Source organism: Lysobacter lycopersici (genome assembly GCF_007556775.1).
GTDB classification, from domain to species: Bacteria; Pseudomonadota; Gammaproteobacteria; order Xanthomonadales; family Xanthomonadaceae; genus Pseudoluteimonas; species Pseudoluteimonas lycopersici.
The window spans coordinates 2,026,413-2,046,731 of the sequence record NZ_CP041742.1; the positions used below are offsets into that span (position 1 = coordinate 2,026,413).

Below are 20,319 nucleotides of genomic sequence, written 5' to 3' on the forward strand. Positions count from 1 at the left end.
ATGAACGACACCATCAAGCGCGCACTCGTCACCGGCGGCAGCGGCGGCCTCGGCAGTGCGATCTGCCGGCGCCTCGCCGCGGACGGTTTCCACGCCATCGTCCATGCGAACGCGAATCGCGACCGTGCCGAACAAGTCGTCGCGGACATCGTCGCGAACGGCGGCAGCGCGCAGGCGGTCGCGTTCGACGTCGCCGACGCGGAAGCGAGCCGAAGCGCGATCGAAGCACTGCTGCGCGACGGCCCGGTGCAGGTCGTGGTCAACAACGCCGGCATGCACGACGACGCGCCGATGGCCGGCATGAGCGAAGCGCAGTGGAAGCGCGTCATCGACGTGTCGCTGCACGGTTTCTTCCACGTCACCCAGCCGCTGCTGCTGCCGATGGCGCGCGCGCGCTGGGGCCGCATCGTCAGCGTGTCCAGCGTCGCCGCGGTGCTCGGCAACCGCGGGCAGGCCAACTACGCCGCGGCCAAGTCCGCGTTGCACGGCGCGACCAAATCGCTGGCGCGGGAAATGGCTAGTCGCGGCATCACCGCCAATGTTATTGCGCCCGGCGTGATCCGCGGCGGCATGGCCGACGACACCTTCAGCGACGAGGCGATCAAGCAGATGGTGCCGGCCGCTCGCGCCGGCACGCCAGGAGAGGTCGCCGCGCTGGTCGGCTTCCTGTGTTCGGACGCCGCCGGCTACATCAACGGCCAGGTGATCGGCATCAATGGCGGCATGGGCTGAGCTTCAGCCACGATCGCGCGAACCGGGCGTAACATCGGATCGACCTCGCAATCCACGGGTGAACGCATGAATCGCACCTTCCGCCTGCTGTTCCTGCTGCCGCTCGCCTTGCTCGCCGCCTGCGCGACCTCGTCGATGATCACCGGCCGCGTGCGCCCGCCCATCGATCCGGCGCAGGTGCGCATCTACCAGGCGCCGCCGCCGGGCGGTTTCGAGGAAATCGCGCAGCTGGAAACGCAAAGCGGCGCGTTGATCTACGGCGAGCAGAACAAGTTGAATTCGGTGCTGTCGCACCTGCGCAAGGAAGCGGCGAAGCTCGGTGCGAACGGCGTGCTGCTGGTCGGCACCGAGAACGGTTACGGCGGGGGCAACACCAGCGTCGGGGTGAGTGGCGGCAGTTTCGGTTCGCACAGTTACGGCGGTGTCGGCGTGGGCGTGGACATCACCCCGACCAAGAAATACGCGCACGGCATCGCGATCTACGTGCCGAATCCGCCGCCGCCGGCACCGCAGCCCGCGCCCTGACCTGGTGTCGTTGCGGGAGTCGCGCGGCCGGTTACAGTAGCGGCCACGTGATCGGCGCGACGCTGGTCGCGACGGGGATTTCGAACTCAACCAGGGGAAACACGATGTCGAAGGGATTCTTCCGCCTCGCGGCGGTTGCGTTGCTGCTGGCGGTCGCGCCGGCGATGGCCAAGTCCAACAAGCTGATGCAGCCGGCTGCGTCGCAAACCCAGCCCGTGCCCGCCGAAGGCAAGGCGCTGCTGATCATCATGCGTCCGTCGTACTACGGCGGCGCGATCGCCGCGTCGGTCTACGATGCGCCGGACGACCGCACCACGCTGATCGGCGTGCTCGGGCCGAAGGACAAGATCGCCTACCAGGTCGAGCCGGGCGACCACCGCTTCATGGTCATCGCCGAGAACGCGGACTTCATGGACGCGCACCTCGACGCCGGCAAGACCTACTACGCGGTGGTGCGCGCGCGCCCCGGCGTGTGGAAGGCGCGTTTCTCGCTGTTGCCGATCCGCGCGACATCGTCTGACCAGTACAACCTGCAGAGCGCCGATTTCAAGGAATGGAACGCGGCCAGCGAGTTCGTCGAGTCGACGCCGCGCGCGGATGCGTGGTTCGTCGAGAACCGCGCCAGCGTCGAGGAGAAGAAGGCGGATTACCTCAAGAAGTGGAACGTGATGCTGCCGCAGGATCGCGCCGAGCTCGTGCTGCATGCGGAGGACGGCGTCGCCGCGCCGTGAGTCGTACCGATGGAGTGAAAACGGCGCCGAAAGGCGCCGTTTTTGTTTGGGTCGTCAGTGGCCGCGAATCTGAATCGGCCTGAACGAATTGTTAGCTCTCAGTATGGATCAGGTTTTGCGTAGTGGAGCAGATACGGGTACATGGCCGGCCACAGAAGGATGATGGCAAGAAGCCATCCTTTCTGATCGAGTGAGTGCGCTTTCATCATGGCTCCGAACCATGCCAGAAGCGATGGAATCAAGAACATCGCCCCAAGGACGCTTCCTGTTGGTGTGGAGTCAGTAGCCGAGAAACTGGTGCCGGTCTTCTGCTGATAGGCGGTAAGAATCACAAGCGTGACCAGCGATGTGATGGCAAGTGCCTTAGTCACTCTCATGAGGTCTAACGCCTATTAGATCCAGAAACGGGGTGTATCCGGAATTCTGTTCCCGCCGCGGAAGCCAATCAACCCGCCGAATCGACGCCATCGGGAGCCGGAAACTTCGCGCCCGCGCCGCGCATGCACAACGCGAGCATCGGCGAAGTCATCATTGTCGTGACGATCGCCATACCGAACAGCATCGTGAACAACTCGCGTCCGACCAGGCCGGCGTCGAGCCCGATCTTGAGCACCACCAGCTCCATCAGTCCGCGCGCGTTCACCAGCGAACCCACCGCGAAACTGTCGCGCCAGCCATGGCCGGACCAGCGCGCGCCGAGCGCGCCGCCGATGACCTTGCCGGCCACCGCGACCACCAGCACCAGTGCGAACGCGCCGATGCCAGCGCCGACGAAGGCATCCGGCGTGGTGTTCAAGCCGGCCAGCGCGAACACCACCGGCATCAGCACCAACATGGCCACCGGTTCGAAGGCCTTGGCGAAATACGCGGCGAGGCGGTCGTCGCGCGGCAGGCAGGCGCCGAACACGAACGCGCCGAACACCGCGTGCAGGCCGATGGCTTCGGCGAACGCGGAACAGGCGACCAGGCCCAGCACCACCGCCACGAACGCGCCGTGCGTCGGCGCATCGCCATGCGCGTGCCGCAGCAGGCGCGCGAACAATGGTTTGAGCAGCAGGAACGCGATCGCGACCAGCGCGACGGTTCCGCCAGCGATCAGGGCGATGCCGTGGCCGCCGCGCGCGCCACCGAATGCGAGCACGGCAGCGAGGAAAATCCAGACCACGGCGTCGTCGATCGCCGCCGCGCCCAATGCGAGCCGCCCCGGATTGGTCTGCGTGAGATTGCGATCCTTGAGGATGCGCGCCAGCACCGGGAACGCGGTGGCCGAGATCGCCGCCGCGACGAACAGCGCGAACGGCCAGAACGCGAGGCCCGGCGGCGCGAAGCGCGGATACAGCGACGGCGAAATCGCCAGGCCCAGCGCCAACGGCAGCAGGAAGGCGAGCGATCCGGTGCGCGCAGCCGCGCGCAATTGCATGCGCGTGCCTTCGATGGCGCGCAGTTCCAGCCCCACCACGAACATGAACATCACCAGGCCCAGCGTTGCCAGCGCCGATAGCGGCGGCAGCGATGCGGCAGGGAACAGCCAAGCCTGCGCCTGCGGCGCGAGTGCGCCGAACACGATGGGCCCGAGCAACAGGCCCGCGGCCATTTCTCCGATCACCGGTGGCTGGCCGAAATGCCCGAGCAGCCAGCCGCAGGCGCGCGCCACGGCGAGGATCGCCAGCAACTGCAGCAGCAACGAAGTCACGCGCCCGCCTGCGCGGGATCCAGGTTGGTTTCGAACCATTCCAGCGGCAGCATCGGCGCGTGCGCGGCGGTGTCGTGGCCTTGCAGCAATGCGTCCAGTCCGTGGTCGTCGATGTCGGCGAACTTCGAACGCACGAGCGCGAGCGTTTCCGCGGCGAGTTGGCGCATTTCCGCGACGTTGACGCGGGTGCGCGCGACATAGGCATCGTCGTCGAGCGTTTCGGTCAGCGCGCCGTTCATGCGCCGGCACCAGTCCAGCGAATGCTGGTCGTACGCACGCGCGCCATGCAGCGACGCCGCGGCATCGCGCGTGCCCCAGTCGCGCAGCAGCGCCTGCATCGCGAGGTTCAATGCGCGGCCCTCGGCGAAATAGGGGCGCAAGCGCGACAGCACCGGCAGCGCGGCCTGTCGCCCGCTGAAGAACAGCGGCGCCAGCAGCGACCAGTAGTAGGCGTAATCCCACAGGATCTTCGCCGGCATCACCCGCGGATGGCCGAAGACCGGGTACTGGTCCTGGTAGAGCGTCAGCGTGTTTTCGTAGAACGAGAAATACAGCTGCTGGTACACCTCGGCGTAAGGCCCGACCGGTTCGCCGGCGAAGTCGTGGCGGATGAGTTCGCAGATGTAGGTGTTGCTGATCGCGATGAAGTCGCTGCCGGGCGAATAGAACGGATCGAGGAACACACCCGCTTCACCGGTGAGCGCCCAGCGGTCGCCGGAAAACACCCGCTTGCAGCCGTGCGAGAAATGGCGCAGGAACAGGAAGTCCTGCAGCCGGTGTTGCGGTTGCTCCAGCGCTTCGGCCGCGCGCGGCTGGTGCCGGCGCAGCCAGGCCATCGCCTTTTCGTGGGTGTTCATCGCCTCCATCGGATGCATCTTCGCGTCGCAGACGATGCCCAGCGAATGCGAATCCGAGGCCAGCGGGATCAGCCAGAACCAGTAACCCGGGCCGCACAGGTGGTTGGTCGATTTCCAGCGTTCGGCCGGCTGGAATCGCGTTCGCCAATTGCCCGCGTCGGTCCATGCGTCGAGGTCGATGCGGCCGTTGACGCGCCACCACGCCGCGTTGGCGTCATGGTCGTTGGTTTCGGCCAATCCGAGCTTGCGCTTGATCAGTCCGGCGCGGCCGGCGGCATCGACCACCCAGCGCGCGCGCAGCGCATGGCCGGCGCCCTCGTGCTCGAATCCCACGCGATGCATGCCGTCGCCATCGGTGAGATCGATGGTTCGCACCACCGCGCCATGGCGGAAGTCGACGCCGAGTTCGAGCGCGCGTTCGCCGAGGAAATTCTCGAAGCGGCCGCGGTCGAGTTGCCACGACGGCGTCGGCAGCAGGCGGCTGACGCCCATCTCGTTGCAGTCCTGCAGGTCGCGCTCGCCGTCGCAGAAGAAGTAACGCAGGCCGTACTTGCGGACCTGCTCGCGCTCGAGGTGCTCGCGCAAGCCGAGCACGTGCGCGAAGTAGTGCGCGCCGATTTCCACCGTCGATTCGCCGACCTTGTGCGCGGCTTCGCGCACCGGGTGCGCGCGGCGTTCGAGCACCGCCACCGCCAGCGCCGGGTCCTGTTGTTTCAGCTGGATCGCGAGGCAAAGCCCGGCGAGGCCGCCGCCGAGGATGGCGACATCGGCACTTTCGACATCCGTGTCGTCGTTCGCGTTCATGCCATCCGCGGCGCGATGCCTGCCGAAAATTCGCCGTCCGGATCGTCGATCACCGGCGGATTGGCGTGGATGCTGCGACGCACGTCGCGGATGCCGCCGCGACGCAGGCACTGCATCACGATGTGGCTGGTGATGCGCCACAGGTCGCGCAACGGGCGGAAATGGCTGGGGCGGAAATCCGGCGCGCCATGGATCTGGTTGTAGCGCGCCTCGATCGGAATCGACACGCAGCGCGTGCCGAGTTCCTGCGCCGCCGACATCACGATCTGTGCTTCGAACACGAAATCCTCGCCGGGGATGCCGCTGCCGGCCAGCGCGCACACGTTCGCCGGATACAGGCGTTGCCCGCTCTGGCTGTCGGCGACCTGGTAGCCGGTGCCCCAGGCGATGCCCCAGTCGCCGAATTCGTTGGCCAGGCGCCGGTACATCGGCTGGTTCGCGCGATGGCGCAGGCGTGCGCCGATCACCAGCCAGCCGGGCCGGCGGTTCGCCGCGGCCAGCAGTCGCGGGATGTCCCCGGCGTGGTGCTGGCCGTCGCCATCCATCGTCACCACCGCCTGCGCGCCCTGGCGCAGCGCTTCGGCGAAGCCGTCGCGCAGGCCCGCGCCCTTGCCCATGCGCGCGGCGTGGCGGAGCAGGGTGACCGGCAAGTCCGAAATCGCGTCGGAGGTGCCGTCGTCGGAACCGTCGTCGACCACGATCACGCGGTCGCAATGCGCCAGCGCGCCCTCGACCACGTCGCGGATGCGCAGTGCTTCGTTCAGCGCCGGGATCACCACGGCGATGTTCTCGCGCGTCAGCAGGGGAGCGGTGTCAGCCATGCGCACACTCTACCCGCAAGGCCCGGCCCGGTCCCGCGTGCAGCAGCGCCCGATCGCCGCCGAGGGCGAGCGCATCGAACAGCGCCAGCATCGGCCGCATCGCGTTGCCGGCGCAGCGCTGCGCCAGCGCGCCTTCGGCCGCCGGCGCGGGCGTCGGGATCGACGTCACCCGCAGCGAGCTCGCGGCCGCCTGCGCGTCGGCGACCAGCACCAGCGCGCCGCCGAGCAGGCCTTCGCTGGGCGAGACCGCGGCCAGCGGCCCGGTCGCCGCCGCGTCGAAGGCGGCGAGCAGCACTGCCTCGCGCCCGGCCGCGAGCAGCGACAGCGCTTCCAGCAGGCCCTGGGCGAAGCTCGCGTCGTAGGCGGAAATCGCGGTGGTCGGCGCGGTGCAGCTATTGCCGATGGTCCAGTAGCCGGCGGCGGCGTTGTGCACCGAGTTGTGGAATTTCGTCGGCGACAGTGCGCGCGGTTCGCTCGCCAGCGTTGTGGCGACATAGTCGGTGATGGCGAGGTCGCCATGGGTCGAAGCGAACACGCTCGGCAACGTCGCCGGATCGCGTCCCGACGCCGTGCATGCGGCCAGCGCCACTTCCAGCGCGACCGCGACCGATTCCGGCGCACGGCGGCGTTCGTTCGGCGCCAGCAACTGCGGCGAAGGTTTCGCCGGAGCGTTTTCCGGCAGCGTTCCATCGCGGACGAACGTGAGCGCATCGTTCCACGAGGGCAGGCCGTTGCCCCAGAAGCCGATGCCGGCGATGCCGGCGCGCAGCGCACTCATGATGCCCTCCCGAACACCAGCGAGCAGTTGTTGCCGCCGAAGCCGAAGGAATTGTTCATCGCGAATTCGATATCGCGCTGCGCGTTTTCGAACCACACGTGCGGCCCATTGCCCGGATCGTGTTCGCCGCTGTTGAGCGTGCCCGGCAGCAGGCCGTGTTCGAGCGCGAGCAGCGCGAACACCGATTCGACGATGCCGGCCGCGCCCAGCGTGTGCCCGGTCCAGCCCTTGGTCGAACTTGCATGCAAGGTCGGCGGGAACAATGCGGAAATGGCGATGGCTTCGACCTTGTCGTTGGCCGGCGTCGCGGTGCCGTGCAAATTCAGGTAATCGATGTCGCCCGCTTCGAGTCCCGCGCGTTGCAAGGCTTCGCGCATCGCCAGTTGCGCACCGAGGCCTTCGGGATGCGGCGAGGACATGTGGTGCGCGTCGCTGGATTCGCCATAGCCGCGCAGCTGCAATCCGCGTTCGCCGGGAATATCGCGTTCGAGAATCGCGAATCCGCCGGCTTCGCCCAGCGAGAGTCCGTCGCGGCGCGCATCGAACGGCCGGCACGGCAGGGGCGACACCAGCCCCAACGCGTTGAAGCCGTACAGCACGCTGCCGCACAAAGTGTCGACGCCGCCGACCAGCGCCGCGTCGGCGAGCCCGGCGTCGATGAGCCGCGCGGCCTGCGCGAAGACCTTGGCGCTGGACGAACAGGCGGTGGCGACGGTGATGCACGGCCCGCGCAAGCCGGTCGCGGCTTCGACGAAGGCGCCGAGCGAATGCGGGGTGTGGATGCGCGGACGGTCGAGGTCGGCGGGGAAGCGACCGTCCTCCAGCCGCGCGTAGGCTTCCTCGGTCGCGCCGATGCTCGAGGTCGAGGTGCCGAGCACGAGTGCCACGCGATCCGCGCCATGCTTTTCGCGCAGCGCGGCGACGGATTCCATCATCCCGTCCTGCTGCAGCGCCAGCCATGCAAGTCGGTTGTTGCGGCACTCCCAGTCGGCGAGCTCCGCCGGGAGTTCCACGTCTTCAACGCCGTCGACCCGGCCGATCCAGGTTGCGAGCAGGTCGCTGCCGGTCGGGTTGGGGAAATCGTTGGCGCGCAAGCCGCTGCGGCGCGCGCGCAGCGCTTCGAGTTGCGCAGCGCGGCCGGCGCCGAGCGCGGTGGTGGCGGTGTAATTGCCGATCGAAAGCGGTTGCATCTGCCAAAGCGGGAATCGTCGGAAGCGGCGGAGTATAGCCAGCGAACGGTCGCGGATTGGTCGATCCCACGATGCGGCGCAGCCTGGTCCGCGGCCTGTCGGACCTCTACGCGGGCGGCAGCGAAGCGGTGGACACGCAAACCGGCGCGGGTTGCCTGATGGCCATCCGCGACCTCGCGAAATCGAGCGCTGAAGATGCGGGAAGCGCGCGCTTCGGCATCGGTGCGCAATCGCTGATGCTGCATCTCGCCGCACGGCAGCGGCAGGACCAGGGAACGATCGAATCGCCGGCCGGAACGCAATTGCGCATCGAACCGGAATTGCGCGCGAACGAGCCGGCGAGCTACGTGGCCGAATTCCGATATTCGGAAGATGCCCGGATTGCCCGCGCTTCGGCGGTGGGGCTCGCGATCGATCGTCGCTACGAAGTGTTGCGCGATGGTGCATGGGTGCCGGTCGCGCAATCCGCGCTGCGTGAAGGGGACTGGATCCGGATCACGCTGGTCGTCGACAGCGGTGCCGCGCGGCACTTCGTCGCGCTGACCGATTCCGTGCCGGGCGGCTTGCGCCCGACCGATCTCTCCTTGAGCGCCGTGGGCGGATTGGACCTGCACAAGGTCGACGATGTCGGCAGCGGATATTTCGCGACCCGCCACCTGGATGCGCGCAACCCGAAGTTCTATGCCGAGTACCTGCCCGCGGGGCGCCACGAAGTGCATTACTTCGCGCTCGTCGGGAACAGCGGCGATTACCTTGCCGCGCCGGCGGTGGTGGAATTGATGTACGGCAAGGCGACGAGGGCGAGGACCGCGGCGATGCGACTGGTGGTTCCGGATCAGGCCAAAGGGCACAGCGGGAATTAATGCTGCTTAATTGCCTCCGTCCCCATTGATCGATTACATCCACATCAATCCGGTCAAGCATGGTCATGCCGCGCGGGCGACGGATTGGCCGTACAGTTCGATCCACCAGCATGTCCGCCGTGGATGGGTACCGTCGGATTGGGCGGTCGAGAAGGACGATGGACTCGATGCAGGAGAAGGATGAGATGTTGGGGTTCGCTGACGCTCACCCCAACCTATGCGGGCTTTATCAGTGCCGCAATTGCTTCGAATCGTACCCCCAAAGGCTTTATGAATTATTTCATGAGGGGAGGCGAAGAAGGATGGAGAGCTGCGCAATTGGGGCTAGTTAAGGCAGGTTTTAAAGTATCCGTCACAACGTTGAAAGACGGCGGCAATCTGCAAATTCTTACAGGCGCATTGAGAGATGGAACGAGCATAGAGGTGAGAAATTTCAGTGCGGGAGGTGGCAAGAGCTATCTCACCATACAAATTACACAAGCGGGTTCATTGATAAAGCAAAAATTTCGTTGGGAGCTGCACTAATGAACGACTCACTGCTATCCATGCTTCCTTACACGCCTGATAGTGACGGCGCGCCTATTGTCCAAAGTCTGCAAATTCACGATCAATGCTTTGCGGCTGCGATAAGCGAATTCGATGCCGAGCTGTGCGCTAAGCTTGTGTCCAAGATGCTTTACTCGGAGCTAATTCAAATAACTTTTTATGATCCTGTTTTCAGTACGTTTGCAAGAATAAATGCTCCGCGATCTAGCATTGACTTTCATCTATCGCCCGATAAATGGTACTCATCACTATGTGTTTTATTTCGCACCACAGTTTCGGATGATTTCATATTCATCAGTCACGACAAGTTGTATGGGATTTTTTTCGGGTCAAAAAAATTTGTGACGCGCTGCTTAGACGAGTTTCCTTCTGGAGTTGTATCGGAAGCAAAAAAAATTTTCGATAGCTATTCGTACGATTCGGAAGAACGTGAGGACGGATTATCATTCATACGGAAATACACAAATTTATAGCGAGGTAGGATGGGTTGAGCGCAGCGATACCCATCGCTAATCTCTGGTTCCGGTTGCGACTTCCGTCGCTTCTACATAAGCGCCAGCCCGCAACAGAAAACAAAAACGCCGCCATTCTGGCGGTGCGAAAAGGGGCCAGAGTTAATTTCCGTTTGAAATAGGGCCGTGGAAATTTATTCGAGCCTCTTTTCGTTTCGCCTAGACGCTACACCTTCGCCAACTGCGCCCGCGTCAACGCGATGTGCCGCTGTGGGCTGATTGGGTCGAAGTCCTGCCGGACCGCGCCGCCGCGATGGCGGAGCACCGCGAACATGTTCGACGCCGGGTAGTCGCCGCGCTGCACGCGCGTGTCGTCGGTCGTGGCGAAGCGATCGAGCAATTCGGTGTCGGCGCCATCAGCCGTGAAATTGAAGCCGAAGCGACGTTCGACGAAGGGCATGATCGCCGCGCCGAAGGTGAGGAACACCTCGAAATCGAAGGCATCGGCGAGGCAGGCGACCACGTCCTGCGCGCGCACGCCCTCGTTCGAATACGCAGCATGGTCCACGGCCTCGTAGCGCGGCTTGGGCTTGCCGTCGCCGCGGTCCACGGTCTGCGCCGGCGACAGCTCGCGCCAGAACGCCTGCACCTGCGCGTCCACGTCCGGCCACGGCAGGTGGCCGTTGCGGCCGACCACGTCGCTGCTGAGCAGCACGCCGTCCGGCGCAAGCAAACGTGAAAGCGCGGCGCAGAAAACTTCCAGTTCCGCGACGTGGTGGAAGAACTGGTTCACCACCAGCACGTCGTAGGGTTGCGGGTCGCGGAATCCGGTCGCGTCCGCGGCGATGAAGCGCATGCGTTCGTCGAGGCCGAGTTCGCGCGCACGGGATTCGCCCGCCTGCATGAGCCGCGGGTTGAGGTCGACGCAATCCATGCGTGCGTCGATTCCGTCCTGCTGCAGCCACTGCATCAGCCGCAGTTCCAGATCGCCGGCGCCAGCGCCGAGGCTGGCGATGCGCAGTTCGCGCCCGGCAAGGGCCTGCGCATGCCTGCGGATCTCGACCCGATACAGGTCTTCGGGCGAGGTCGCGCCGAGGCGTTCGAACTTCGGCCGCACCCAGCGTTGCGACCACGCGTGGAAGGCCGGCGGCAGGGTGTCGCCCTGGTGCGCCGGGGTCAGCGTGAACGCGAGCTTCTCCATCGCGAGCATGAAGCGCCGCGCCAGCGGCGCCGGCAGCAGCGACCGCAGCGCGACGATGGCGCGCTTGGCCGGTGCGCGATGCCGGTAAACGAAACCCTTGGCGGAATCGCGCAGGGACAAAGGCTACTTCTTCGCCATCTGCTGCGGCACGAACTGTTCCTTCACCGCGGCGGCGAGCAGGTCCGGCGGCAACATGCCCTGGCCGATCACGAAGTTGTTGAACGCCTTGCGGTCGAACTTCGGGCCCAGCGCGAGCTCGGCGTCCATGCGCGTCTGCAACAGGCGGCTGTAGCCGTAGAAATAGCTGCCGGCCTGGCCGGGCATGTTGAACATGTAGCGGTCGAGTTCCTGCTTGGCCATCGCCGCCGACACGCCGACTTCGCCTTCGAGCACGCGATCGGCGCTGGCGCGGTCGATCAGGCCGAGGTTGAGCATCGGGTCGAGGATCGCGCGCGCCGCGCGCAGCAGGCGCAACTGCAGCGCGATGAACTGCCCGTCGACCGGTTCGTAGGGCACCATCTCGGCTTCGGCGTACAGCGCCCAGCCTTCCACGTTCACCGAATTGAACGCGAACATCGAGCGCGCCAGCGACACGCCGCGTTCGATCATCGCGGTGAACTGCAGTTCGTGGCCCGGGCGGCCTTCGTGCGCGGACAGGGTCCACGCCGCGGACGCGAAGTTGAAGTCGTCGTACTGCAGCGCCTTGCCGTCCGCCGTCGGCACCGACACCGGCAACACGAACTGGCCCTGCTGCCCGGTGTTGCCGACCAGCGGCGCGGGCAGGAAGTGCGGCGCGGGCTGCGCGGCGCTTTCGGCCGGCGAACCCAGGCGCATGATCATCGGCCGGTTCGGCACGTCGACTATGCCTTGCTTGCGGATGATCGGGTCGATCGCGTCGATGACCTTGCGGTATTCGCCTTCCAGCCCGTCGTTCGGGATGGTGTCGCGCTTCAACGCGTGCAGCACCGCGATGTAGTCGTTCGGATCGTCGACCTTCAGGCCCTTCGCCGCGGCCACCTGCGGCGCGAGCTGGCGCATCGCCGCGCGGGTTTCCATGAACTCGACCTCGGCGCGCTGCATCAGCAGTTGCGGGTCGATGTCGATGCCCATCTGCTTGAGCTGGAACGCGTACACCGGCGCCGGCAGTTTCGCGTCGTCGCGCGCCCTGGGCAGCACTTCGCCGCGGGTCCAGTCGGCGTAGTCGCGCAGCTGCTTGCCGATCGCGTCCAGCGCCGGTTGCGCGCCTTCGATCTTGTACTGCGCGAACAGGTCGGCGATGCCCTTGATGTAGGTATCGCTGTTCGCCAGCGCCTGCTCGACTTCCATCTTGCTGGGACGCGTGAGGTTCGCATCGCCGGCGCGCTCGGCGTAGCGGTCCTTCGCCAGTTGCACCAGCGGCGTCGTATCCGCGGTCAGGCCGGCATAGCGCTGCAGGCGCGCGAGCGCGTGCGCGCGGCGCTCGGGCGGGGTCTGGTCGGAGAGCAGCGCCTGCAGGCCGGTGAACACGTTCTGGCCCACGTCCGACCACGGCAGCAGGTACTGCTCGTTGAGCTGACTGTTCTCGATGTTGCGGCTGGCGGCGTCGATCAGGATCTGCAGGTCCTGGCGCACGTTCGGATCTTTCTCGACGGCAAGCTTGCCCTGCAGTTCGGCCTTCGCCTGCGCCATCGCCGCGCGGAAGCGTTCGCCGACCTTGGGTTTCAGGTCGAAGACCTGGTCGTCGTAGCCCGGGATGCCGAAGAACGAGGCTTCCTCCGGCGCGAACGGCGCCTGCGCCTTGAGCAGGATCTGCGAAAATTCGTTGCTGCGCGCGACCCAGGCCGGTGCCGCGGGCGCCGTGGCGGCGGGCGCATCGGCCGCACGCGCGGTCGGCGCAGCGGGAACGGACAGGCCGATGGCGAGGACGATGGCGAGGCTCAGCGGCAAGGCTTTCATGGCGGGCTCCGGCAGGCGTGGACGCGCCAGCATCGCGCGCCGCGCCGGCCAAGCCAAGCGCCGATGGTCACGCGCTCAGCGTGCGCCTTGCCCGAACAGCACCTGCTTCTCCGCGTCCGTCAGCGTCTTGCCGGCGTCCGGGTTCACCTGCTTCGACAGCGCATAGGCGCGCTGCGTCGCCGGGCGTTCGCGGATCGCCGCCTGCCAGCGACGCACGTTGGCGAACGGCGCGAGGTCCAGCGGCGCCTTGTCGTAGGGGCTGATCCATGGATACGCGGCCATGTCGGCGATGCTGTATTCGCCGCCGGCGATGAAATCGCGGCCACCGAGCTGCTTGTCGAGCACGCCGAGCAGGCGTTCGGCCTCCTTGCGGTAGCGATCCTTTGCATACGAGATGTCTTCGGGCGCGTACACGTGGAAGTGGCCGTACTGCCCGGTCATCGGCCCGAGTCCGCCCATCTGCCAGAACAGCCATTCGTTGACCAGCACGCGCTGGCGCAGTTGCGCGCCCGCATCGGCGCCTGCGCTGAAACCGAGGAAGCGCCCGGTCTTGTTGGCGAGGTAGAGCAGGATCGCGCCGGATTCGAACACCGGAATCGGCGCGCCGCCATCGACGGGCGCGTGGTCGACGATCGCCGGCATCTTGTTGTTCGGCGAAATCTTCAGGTACTCCGGCTCGAACTGCGCGCCCTTGCCGATGTCGACGGGCTTGATCGCGTATTCGAGTCCGGCTTCCTCCAGGAACAGGGTGATCTTGTGCCCGTTCGGGGTGGGCCAGTAGTAAAGGTCGATCATCGAAGCCATCTCCAACGCGGGGAACGCCACTGTAGCCGCGCGCATGTGGCGGTGCCGGCAACGCAGTGTTGCGCTTGGCAGCACCCGTGCCGCCCGCTAACCTGCGCGGGCATTTTCCTTGGCGATCCCGCATGTCCCAGCCCACGCCCCGCCTGAATCCCTTGCCCGCGCTGATCTTCTCCTCGCGCTGGCTGCAGTTGCCGTTGTACCTGGGGCTGATCGCCGCGCAGGGCGTGTACGTGTTCCTGTTCCTGAAGGAACTCTGGCACCTGATCCACGACGTCGCCGGGCTGACCGAGCAGAAGGTCATGCTCAGCGTGCTCGGCCTGATCGACGTGGTGATGATCTCCAACCTGCTGGTGATGGTGATCGTCGGCGGCTACGAGACCTTCGTCTCGCGCCTGCGCCTGGAAGGCCACCCGGACCAGCCGGAATGGCTTTCGCACGTGAATGCGAGCGTGCTGAAGGTGAAGCTGGCGATGGCGATCATCGGCATTTCCTCGATCCACCTGCTCAAGACCTTCATCGAGGCCGGGCAGCTGGGCGTGGACGGGACCAACTACACGGTGCAGGGCGTGATGTGGCAGACCATCATCCATTGCGTGTTCATCCTGTCGGCGATCGGCATCGCCTGGACCGACCGGATCATGGCGATGACTTCGGGCAAGCGCGAGCAACTCGCGCACTAATGCCTTTCCTTCTCCCTCCGGGAGAAGGTGCCGAAGGCGGATGAGGGGCGGAAACCATGTCGCGCGTCGTAAAATGACGCGATGGATGTTTCCCACCTCCTCGACGGGCTGAACCCGGCCCAGCGCGAGGCCGTCAGCGCGGAACCCGGGCACCTGCTGGTGCTCGCCGGCGCGGGTTCGGGCAAGACCCGCGTGCTCACCCATCGCATCGCCTGGCTGCACGAAGTCCACGGCGTGCCGGTGCACGGCATCTTCGCCGTCACCTTCACCAACAAGGCCGCGGGCGAGATGCGCCATCGCGCCGACGCGATGCTGCGCAACGGCACGCGCGGGATGTGGATCGGCACCTTCCACGGCCTCGCGCACCGGCTGCTGCGCCTGCACTGGCATGAAGCGAAATTGCCGGAAGGCTTCCAGGTGCTCGATTCCGACGATCAATTGCGCTTGGTGAAACGCGTGGTGCAGTCGCTGGAGCTGGACGAAGCGCGCTTCCCGCCGCGGCAGATCGCGTGGTGGATCAACGCGCAGAAGGACGAGGGCCGCAGGCCGCAGCACATCCAACCTGAAGCGCGCGACGAATGGTCGGACGTGATGCTGCGCGCCTACGCCGCCTACCAGGAACGCTGCGAACGCGCCGGGTTGGTCGATTTCGCCGAACTGCTGCTGCGCGCGCACGAATTGCTGCGCGACAATCCGGCACTGCTCGCGCACTACCGGCATCGTTTCCGCGAACTGCTGGTCGACGAGTTCCAGGATACCAATGCGATCCAGTACGGTTTCGTGCGCCTGCTCGCCGGCGACGAAGGCCATGTGTTCGTGGTCGGCGACGACGACCAGTCGATCTACGGCTGGCGCGGGGCCAAGGTGGAGAACGTGCAGAAGTTCCTGCGCGACTTCCCGGGCGCGCGCACGATCAGGCTGGAGCAGAACTACCGTTCCAGCGGCAACATCCTCGACGCCGCCAATGCGGTGATCGCGCACAACCCCGGCCGGCTCGGCAAGAAGCTGTGGACCGATGCCGGCATCGGCGACAGCATCGACCTGTACGCGGCCTACAACGAGATCGACGAAGCACGCTTCGTCATCGAGCGCATCCGCCAATGGGTGCGCGATGGCGGCTCGCACGGCGAAGCCGCGATCCTGTACCGCAGCAACGCGCAGTCGCGCGCGTTCGAAGAAGCATTGCTGGCGGAAAAGATCCCGTATCGCGTCTACGGCGGCATGCGCTTCTTCGAGCGCGCGGAAATCAAGGACACCCTCGCTTACCTGCGGCTCGTGGCTTCGCGCGCCGACGACGCGGCATTCGAACGTGCGGTCAACACGCCCACCCGCGGCATCGGCGAACGCACTCTCGACGAGGTGCGCCGCCGCGCCCGCGCCGACGGCGTGCCGTTGTGGGAAGCCGCGTCGCGCATCGCCGGCAGCGGCGAACTCGCCGCGCGCGCACGCAATGCGCTGGCCGGGTTCCTCGCTCTGGTCGACGACATCGACAACGAAACCCGCGAACTGCCGCTGCAGGACAAGATCGACCACGCGCTCGCGCGCTCCGGCCTGCGCGCGCACTACGAGAACGAATCGCGCGGACAGCTCGACTCGCGCACCGACAACCTCGACGAACTGGTCTCGGTCGCCTCGCGCTTCACCCGCCGCGAGGACGACGAGGAAGCGGCCGCATTGACGGAACTGGTGGCGTTCCTCAGCTATGCCGCGCTGGAAGCGGGCGAAGGCCAGGCCCAGGCGGGCGAGGACGGCGTGCAATTGATGACCCTGCACAGCGCCAAGGGCCTGGAGTTTCCGCTGGTGTTCCTCGCCGGGATGGAGGAAGGCCTGTTCCCGAACGCGCGTTCGGTCGAGGAACAAGGACGGCTGGAGGAAGAACGCCGCCTGGCCTACGTCGGCATCACCCGCGCGCGCCGCAAGCTGGTGCTGAGCTATGCCGAGGCGCGGCGCATCCACGGCATGGACATGTACGGCATGCCGTCGCGCTTCCTGCGCGAGATTCCCGGCGAACTGCTGCACGAGGTGCGGCCGCGGGTGCAGGTGTCGCGACCGTATGCGGCGAATGTTCCGCGTCGCGATCGCGGTCATGCGGCCATCGAAGCGCCTGCCATCGCACTCGGCGCCAGCGTGCGCCACGCGAGCTTCGGCACCGGCATCGTCACCGACGTCGAGGGCAGCGGCGCGCACGCGCGGGTGCAGGTGAACTTCGACGACGCCGGTTCGAAATGGCTGGTGCTGGCGTTCGCGAATTTGCAGCTGGCGTGATCTGCTGCGTTACCAGCTGAACAGCTTGAAATAGGTCTGCGGCGGATTGTCGCCGGCCTTGTCGACGATGCCGTCGCCGTCCTTGTCGTACAGGTAGTAGGCCGGGCCGCGCGCGGGCTGCACCTGGACCACGCGCAGCTGGTTGCCGACGCGGTATTCGGTGACCGTGTCGCCGTTGGCCTCGGTATGGGTGGCGGACACCGCGTCCGCGGGAATGTCGGGCCCGGCGGTGGCGCAGGCGTTCAGCACGAGCACGCAGGCGGTGGCGAGGATGGCGTGGCGCATGGCGGTGCTCCGGGCGGGGTTCCCAGTGTACGCGTGGCGCTTGTGGTCGCGGCGTAGAATCGAACGATGCCGAAACTCGTGCTCATCGACGGTTCTTCCTACCTGTTCCGCGCCTTCCACGCGCTGCCGCCGCTGTCGAATGCGGCCGGCGAGCCGACCGGCGCGCTGTTCGGCGTGGTCAACATGCTGCGCGCGCACCTGAAGGAAGCGCCGGACTACCTCGCCTTCGTGGTCGATGCCTCCGGCCCGACCTTCCGCGACGACCTCGACCCGCAATACAAGGCCAATCGCCCGCCGATGCCGGACGAACTGCGCGCGCAGGTCGAACCGATGATGCAGATCGTCGCCGCCCAAGGCATCCCGATCCTGCGCGTGTCCGGCGTCGAAGCAGACGATGTGATCGGCACGCTGGCGTTGCAGGCCGCGAACGACGGCATCGATGTCGTCATCTCCACCGGCGACAAGGATTTCGCGCAACTGGTGCGGCCCGGCGTGCAACTGGTGAACACCATGAGCGGCAGCAAGCTGGACACGGACGAAAGCGTGGTCGAGAAGTTCGGCGTGCATCCCGGCCAGATCGTCGATTACCTCGCGCTGATGGGCGACAAGGTCGACAACATCCCCGGCGTGGACAAGTGCGGGCCCAAGACCGCGGCCAAGTGGCTGGGCGAATACGGCGACCTCGACGCGGTGATCGCCAATGCCGACAAGGTCGGCGGCAAGATCGGCGAGAACCTGCGCGCGGCCTTGCCGCGTTTGCCGTTGAATCGCCAGCTCGCCACGATCAAGACCGACGTCGCGCTGGACGAGGCGCCATCCGATCTCGCCCTGCGCGAACGCGACGTCGAATCCCTGCGCACGCTATACGCGCGCTACGGCTTCAACCAGGCGCTGAAGGAACTCGATGGCGGCGCGTCCGCATCCATCGCCGAAAAGGAACCCGGCGCGGCGCGTGGACGCGGTTTCACCAGCGCGCCTTCGGACCTGCCCGCGCCGGTGCCGGATGCGGCGCTGTCCGCGCCCGGCGAATACGAATGCGTGCTGGAACGGGCGCAACTCGATGTCTGGATCGCGAAACTGCGCGCAGCCGACGAATTCGCGTTCGACACCGAAACCGATGCGCTCGATCCCATGCGCGCGAACCTGGTCGGCATCAGTTTCTGCGTCGAACCCGGCCGGGCCTGTTACATCCCGCTCGCGCACGACTATCCCGGCGCGCCGGCGCAATTGCCGCGCGATGCCACGCTGGATGCGCTGCGTCCGCTGTTGTCGGACCCGGCGAAGAAGAAGCTCGGGCAGCACGGCAAGTACGACCTGCACGTGCTCCGGCGCCACGGCGTGGACGTGGCCGGTTACGCCGACGACACCCTGCTCGAAAGCTTCGTCCTCGAGGCCGGATTGCAGCGCCACGACATGGATTCGCTGGCCGAACGCCATCTCGGCTACGAGACGGTGAAATACGAGGAAGTCGCGGGCAAGGGCGCGAAGGCGATTCCCTTCGGCCACGTCGCGCTCGACGACGCCACGCGCTACGCCGCCGAAGACGCGGACGTGACCCTGCGCCTGCACCGCGTGCTCAAGCCGAAACTCGAGGCCCTGCCGGGACAACTGTCGGTCTACCGCGACATCGAAATGCCGCTGGTACCGGTGCTGGAACGGGTCGAAGCCAATGGCGTGCTGGTCGATGCGGCGGAACTGCGCCGGCAATCGGCCGACCTGTCGCGGCGCATGCTCGCCGCGCAGCAACGCGCGACCGAACTCGCCGCCCGCAGCTTCAACCTCGATTCGCCCAAGCAACTCGGGCAATTGCTGTTCGAGGAACTGAAACTGCCGGCGCTGGTGAAGACGCCCGGCGGCGCGCCTTCGACGAACGAAGAGGCGCTGGAGGCGATCGCCGACCAGCACGAATTGCCGCGCGTGATCCTCGAGTATCGCGGGCTGGCGAAATTGCGCAGCACCTACACCGACAAATTGCCGGAGATGGTGAATCCCGAGACCGGGCGCGTGCACACCAGCTACCACCAGGCCGGCGCCGCGACCGGGCGGCTCAGCTCCAACGATCCCAACCTGCAGAACATCCCGATCCGCACCGAGGACGGGCGCCGCATCCGCCGCGCCTTCGTCGCGCCACAGGGCCGCGTGCTGCTCGCCTGCGACTATTCGCAGATCGAGCTGCGGATCATGGCGCACCTGTCCGAGGACGCCGCGCTGCTGCGCGCGTTCGAAAGCGGCGCGGACATCCACCGCGCCACCGCGGCCGAAGTGTTCGGAAAGCCGCTGGACGAAGTCACTTCGAACGAACGCCGCGCGGCCAAGGCGATCAACTTCGGCCTGATGTACGGCATGGGCGCGTTCGGGCTGGCGCGACAGCTGGGCATTCCGCGCGGCGAGGCGCAGGACTACATCGCGCTGTACTTCAGTCGTTATCCCGGCGTGCGCGATTTCATGGAACGCACCCGCCAGCAGGCGAAGGAACGGGGTTACGTCGAAACCGTGTTCGGCCGGCGGCTGTATTTGCCCTACATCGCCTCGCGCAACCAGGGCCAGCGCGCCGGCGCCGAGCGCGCCGCGATCAATGCGCCGATGCAGGGCACCGCGGCCGACATCATCAAGCGCGCGATGGCCGCGATCGACGCCTGGCTGGCTGCGCACCGCGACCGCGCGCTGATGATCCTGCAGGTGCACGACGAACTCGTTTTCGAATGCGAAACCGGCTTCCTCGACACCCTGTTGCCCGAGGTGCGGGCGCGCATGGAAGGCGCGGCGCAGCTGCGCGCGCCGCTGGTGGTGGATGCCGGCACCGGGGCGAATTGGGACGACGCGCATTGAGCTGAACGAAACGGCTAAACGCGGGCTGAACCCAACAAATTCTTAACCCTGCGCTTCACGAACTATCCATGCGCGGGCTGGTCATATAGATCGCGACGGATGCAACGTCCGTCGTCGATCTCTCCCTCCCCTGGAGCGATCCCCGGATCCGGAGCCCCTCCCCAGGCTCCCGATCTCCAGCCCCGCCGGCACCCCCTGCCTGCGGGGCTTTTTATTTCCGCTTCGCGGAAATAAACCCAAAGTTTTGCCAGCCAAACTTTGGGCCCCAAGCTGCGCTGCCAAATCCCCCCGGCTTCGCCGCGCCCCCTTTACTAAAGGGGGCTTCCCT

General features: G+C 66.3%; 18 protein-coding genes. 8 read left to right on the plus strand and 10 right to left on the minus strand.

What is annotated here, in order from left to right:
* From fabG to FNZ56_RS10035, 3 genes are all read left to right on the plus strand, one after another.
* Positions 1 to 732 carry a 3-oxoacyl-ACP reductase FabG gene (gene fabG / locus FNZ56_RS10025; protein ID WP_143879701.1) on the plus strand — a complete coding sequence of 244 codons (732 nt, stop codon included), beginning with the start codon at positions 1 to 3 and terminating at the stop codon, positions 730 to 732.
* Between the two features lie 66 nt (positions 733 to 798).
* Entirely contained in the window at positions 799 to 1,257 is a 459-nt protein-coding gene (locus FNZ56_RS10030) for a DUF4156 domain-containing protein (RefSeq protein ID WP_143879702.1), read from the plus strand.
* 104 nt (positions 1,258 to 1,361) lie between these two features.
* Positions 1,362 to 1,988 (plus strand): hypothetical protein, encoded by a 627-nt coding sequence (locus FNZ56_RS10035; RefSeq protein WP_143879703.1) that lies wholly within the window; start codon positions 1,362 to 1,364, stop codon positions 1,986 to 1,988.
* Positions 1,989 to 2,086: 98 nt separating this feature from the next.
* Here FNZ56_RS10035 and FNZ56_RS10040 read toward each other — a convergent pair whose 3' ends face one another.
* The 6 genes from FNZ56_RS10040 to FNZ56_RS10065 all read right to left on the minus strand — a co-directional run bounded on the left by FNZ56_RS10040 (position 2,087) and on the right by FNZ56_RS10065 (position 8,131).
* Complete coding sequence (locus FNZ56_RS10040; RefSeq protein ID WP_143879704.1) at positions 2,087 to 2,359, minus strand: hypothetical protein; 273 nt, start codon at positions 2,357 to 2,359, stop codon at positions 2,087 to 2,089.
* Between the two features lie 74 nt (positions 2,360 to 2,433).
* Positions 2,434 to 3,720 (minus strand): cation:proton antiporter, encoded by a 1,287-nt coding sequence (locus tag FNZ56_RS10045; protein ID WP_143879705.1) that lies wholly within the window; start codon positions 3,718 to 3,720, stop codon positions 2,434 to 2,436.
* The gene (locus FNZ56_RS10050) at positions 3,678 to 5,342 is read right to left on the minus strand and encodes an NAD(P)/FAD-dependent oxidoreductase (RefSeq protein WP_143879706.1); all 1,665 of its coding nucleotides are present in this window, start codon (positions 5,340 to 5,342) and stop codon (positions 3,678 to 3,680) included. The genes FNZ56_RS10045 and FNZ56_RS10050 overlap by 43 nt, the downstream gene beginning before the upstream one ends.
* The gene (locus tag FNZ56_RS10055; protein ID WP_143879707.1) at positions 5,339 to 6,163 is read right to left on the minus strand and encodes a glycosyltransferase family 2 protein; all 825 of its coding nucleotides are present in this window, start codon (positions 6,161 to 6,163) and stop codon (positions 5,339 to 5,341) included. The genes FNZ56_RS10050 and FNZ56_RS10055 overlap by 4 nt, the downstream gene beginning before the upstream one ends.
* Positions 6,156 to 6,941, minus strand: a complete 786-nt coding sequence (locus FNZ56_RS10060) for a beta-ketoacyl synthase chain length factor (protein WP_143879708.1) — start codon at positions 6,939 to 6,941, stop codon at positions 6,156 to 6,158. Before FNZ56_RS10060 ends, FNZ56_RS10055 begins: the two co-directional genes overlap by 8 nt.
* The gene (locus FNZ56_RS10065) at positions 6,938 to 8,131 is read right to left on the minus strand and encodes a beta-ketoacyl-[acyl-carrier-protein] synthase family protein (RefSeq protein WP_143879709.1); all 1,194 of its coding nucleotides are present in this window, start codon (positions 8,129 to 8,131) and stop codon (positions 6,938 to 6,940) included. The genes FNZ56_RS10060 and FNZ56_RS10065 overlap by 4 nt, the downstream gene beginning before the upstream one ends.
* Before the next feature lie 71 nt (positions 8,132 to 8,202).
* Between FNZ56_RS10065 and FNZ56_RS10070 the strand changes: the two genes are divergently transcribed.
* Both FNZ56_RS10070 and FNZ56_RS10080 read left to right on the plus strand, forming a co-directional pair.
* Positions 8,203 to 8,994 (plus strand): alpha-2-macroglobulin family protein, encoded by a 792-nt coding sequence (locus FNZ56_RS10070; RefSeq protein WP_143879710.1) that lies wholly within the window; start codon positions 8,203 to 8,205, stop codon positions 8,992 to 8,994.
* A 180-nt stretch (positions 8,995 to 9,174) separates the two neighbouring features.
* Entirely contained in the window at positions 9,175 to 9,519 is a 345-nt protein-coding gene (locus FNZ56_RS10080) for a hypothetical protein (protein ID WP_143879711.1), read from the plus strand.
* 699 nt (positions 9,520 to 10,218) lie between these two features.
* Here the strand turns inward: FNZ56_RS10080 and FNZ56_RS10085 are convergent.
* From FNZ56_RS10085 to FNZ56_RS10095, 3 genes are all read right to left on the minus strand, one after another.
* The gene (locus FNZ56_RS10085; RefSeq protein ID WP_143879712.1) at positions 10,219 to 11,313 is read right to left on the minus strand and encodes a class I SAM-dependent methyltransferase; all 1,095 of its coding nucleotides are present in this window, start codon (positions 11,311 to 11,313) and stop codon (positions 10,219 to 10,221) included.
* Positions 11,314 to 11,316: 3 nt separating this feature from the next.
* The gene (locus tag FNZ56_RS10090; RefSeq protein WP_143879713.1) at positions 11,317 to 13,128 is read right to left on the minus strand and encodes a DUF885 domain-containing protein; all 1,812 of its coding nucleotides are present in this window, start codon (positions 13,126 to 13,128) and stop codon (positions 11,317 to 11,319) included.
* Positions 13,129 to 13,203: 75 nt separating this feature from the next.
* A complete protein-coding gene (locus FNZ56_RS10095) occupies positions 13,204 to 13,923 on the minus strand; it encodes a glutathione S-transferase C-terminal domain-containing protein (protein ID WP_143879714.1) in 720 nt (239 codons plus the stop codon).
* Positions 13,924 to 14,054: 131 nt separating this feature from the next.
* Here FNZ56_RS10095 and FNZ56_RS10100 point away from each other — a divergent pair, with 131 nt between their 5' ends.
* Both FNZ56_RS10100 and uvrD read left to right on the plus strand, forming a co-directional pair.
* Positions 14,055 to 14,612, plus strand: coding sequence for a TIGR00645 family protein (locus FNZ56_RS10100; RefSeq protein WP_143879715.1), 558 nt, complete (start codon positions 14,055 to 14,057; stop codon positions 14,610 to 14,612).
* Between the two features lie 81 nt (positions 14,613 to 14,693).
* Positions 14,694 to 16,877, plus strand: a complete 2,184-nt coding sequence (gene uvrD / locus FNZ56_RS10105) for a DNA helicase II (protein WP_143879716.1) — start codon at positions 14,694 to 14,696, stop codon at positions 16,875 to 16,877.
* A gap of 9 nt (positions 16,878 to 16,886) precedes the next feature.
* Here uvrD and FNZ56_RS10110 read toward each other — a convergent pair whose 3' ends face one another.
* Positions 16,887 to 17,162 (minus strand): DUF2782 domain-containing protein, encoded by a 276-nt coding sequence (locus FNZ56_RS10110; protein WP_143879717.1) that lies wholly within the window; start codon positions 17,160 to 17,162, stop codon positions 16,887 to 16,889.
* Between the two features lie 66 nt (positions 17,163 to 17,228).
* On the opposite strand from FNZ56_RS10110, the gene polA reads away from it, so the two are divergent.
* Entirely contained in the window at positions 17,229 to 19,991 is a 2,763-nt protein-coding gene (gene polA / locus FNZ56_RS10115) for a DNA polymerase I (RefSeq protein WP_143879718.1), read from the plus strand.
* The last annotated feature ends 328 nt before the right edge of the window (positions 19,992 to 20,319 follow it).

What these genes read in the sequence shown, in the direction of transcription:
- FNZ56_RS10095 (WP_143879714.1), bottom strand. Translation starts at nt 13,923, where the DNA reads ATGATCGACCTTTACTACTGGCCCACCCCGAACGGGCACAAGATCACC.
- FNZ56_RS10045 (WP_143879705.1), bottom strand. Translation starts at nt 3,720, where the DNA reads ATGGTTCGAAACCAACCTGGATCCCGCGCAGGCGGGCGCGTGACTTCG.
- FNZ56_RS10100 (WP_143879715.1), top strand. Translation starts at nt 14,055, where the DNA reads ATGTCCCAGCCCACGCCCCGCCTGAATCCCTTGCCCGCGCTGATCTTC.
- FNZ56_RS10055 (WP_143879707.1), bottom strand. Translation starts at nt 6,163, where the DNA reads ATGGCTGACACCGCTCCCCTGCTGACGCGCGAGAACATCGCCGTGGTG.
- FNZ56_RS10030 (WP_143879702.1), top strand. Translation starts at nt 799, where the DNA reads ATGAATCGCACCTTCCGCCTGCTGTTCCTGCTGCCGCTCGCCTTGCTC.
- FNZ56_RS10065 (WP_143879709.1), bottom strand. Translation starts at nt 8,131, where the DNA reads ATGCAACCGCTTTCGATCGGCAATTACACCGCCACCACCGCGCTCGGC.
- FNZ56_RS10080 (WP_143879711.1), top strand. Translation starts at nt 9,175, where the DNA reads ATGAGATGTTGGGGTTCGCTGACGCTCACCCCAACCTATGCGGGCTTT.
- FNZ56_RS10070 (WP_143879710.1), top strand. Translation starts at nt 8,203, where the DNA reads ATGCGGCGCAGCCTGGTCCGCGGCCTGTCGGACCTCTACGCGGGCGGC.
- uvrD (WP_143879716.1), top strand. Translation starts at nt 14,694, where the DNA reads ATGGATGTTTCCCACCTCCTCGACGGGCTGAACCCGGCCCAGCGCGAG.
- FNZ56_RS10060 (WP_143879708.1), bottom strand. Translation starts at nt 6,941, where the DNA reads ATGAGTGCGCTGCGCGCCGGCATCGCCGGCATCGGCTTCTGGGGCAAC.
- fabG (WP_143879701.1), top strand. Translation starts at nt 1, where the DNA reads ATGAACGACACCATCAAGCGCGCACTCGTCACCGGCGGCAGCGGCGGC.
- FNZ56_RS10050 (WP_143879706.1), bottom strand. Translation starts at nt 5,342, where the DNA reads ATGAACGCGAACGACGACACGGATGTCGAAAGTGCCGATGTCGCCATC.
- polA (WP_143879718.1), top strand. Translation starts at nt 17,229, where the DNA reads ATGCCGAAACTCGTGCTCATCGACGGTTCTTCCTACCTGTTCCGCGCC.
- FNZ56_RS10090 (WP_143879713.1), bottom strand. Translation starts at nt 13,128, where the DNA reads ATGAAAGCCTTGCCGCTGAGCCTCGCCATCGTCCTCGCCATCGGCCTG.
- FNZ56_RS10035 (WP_143879703.1), top strand. Translation starts at nt 1,362, where the DNA reads ATGTCGAAGGGATTCTTCCGCCTCGCGGCGGTTGCGTTGCTGCTGGCG.
- FNZ56_RS10110 (WP_143879717.1), bottom strand. Translation starts at nt 17,162, where the DNA reads ATGCGCCACGCCATCCTCGCCACCGCCTGCGTGCTCGTGCTGAACGCC.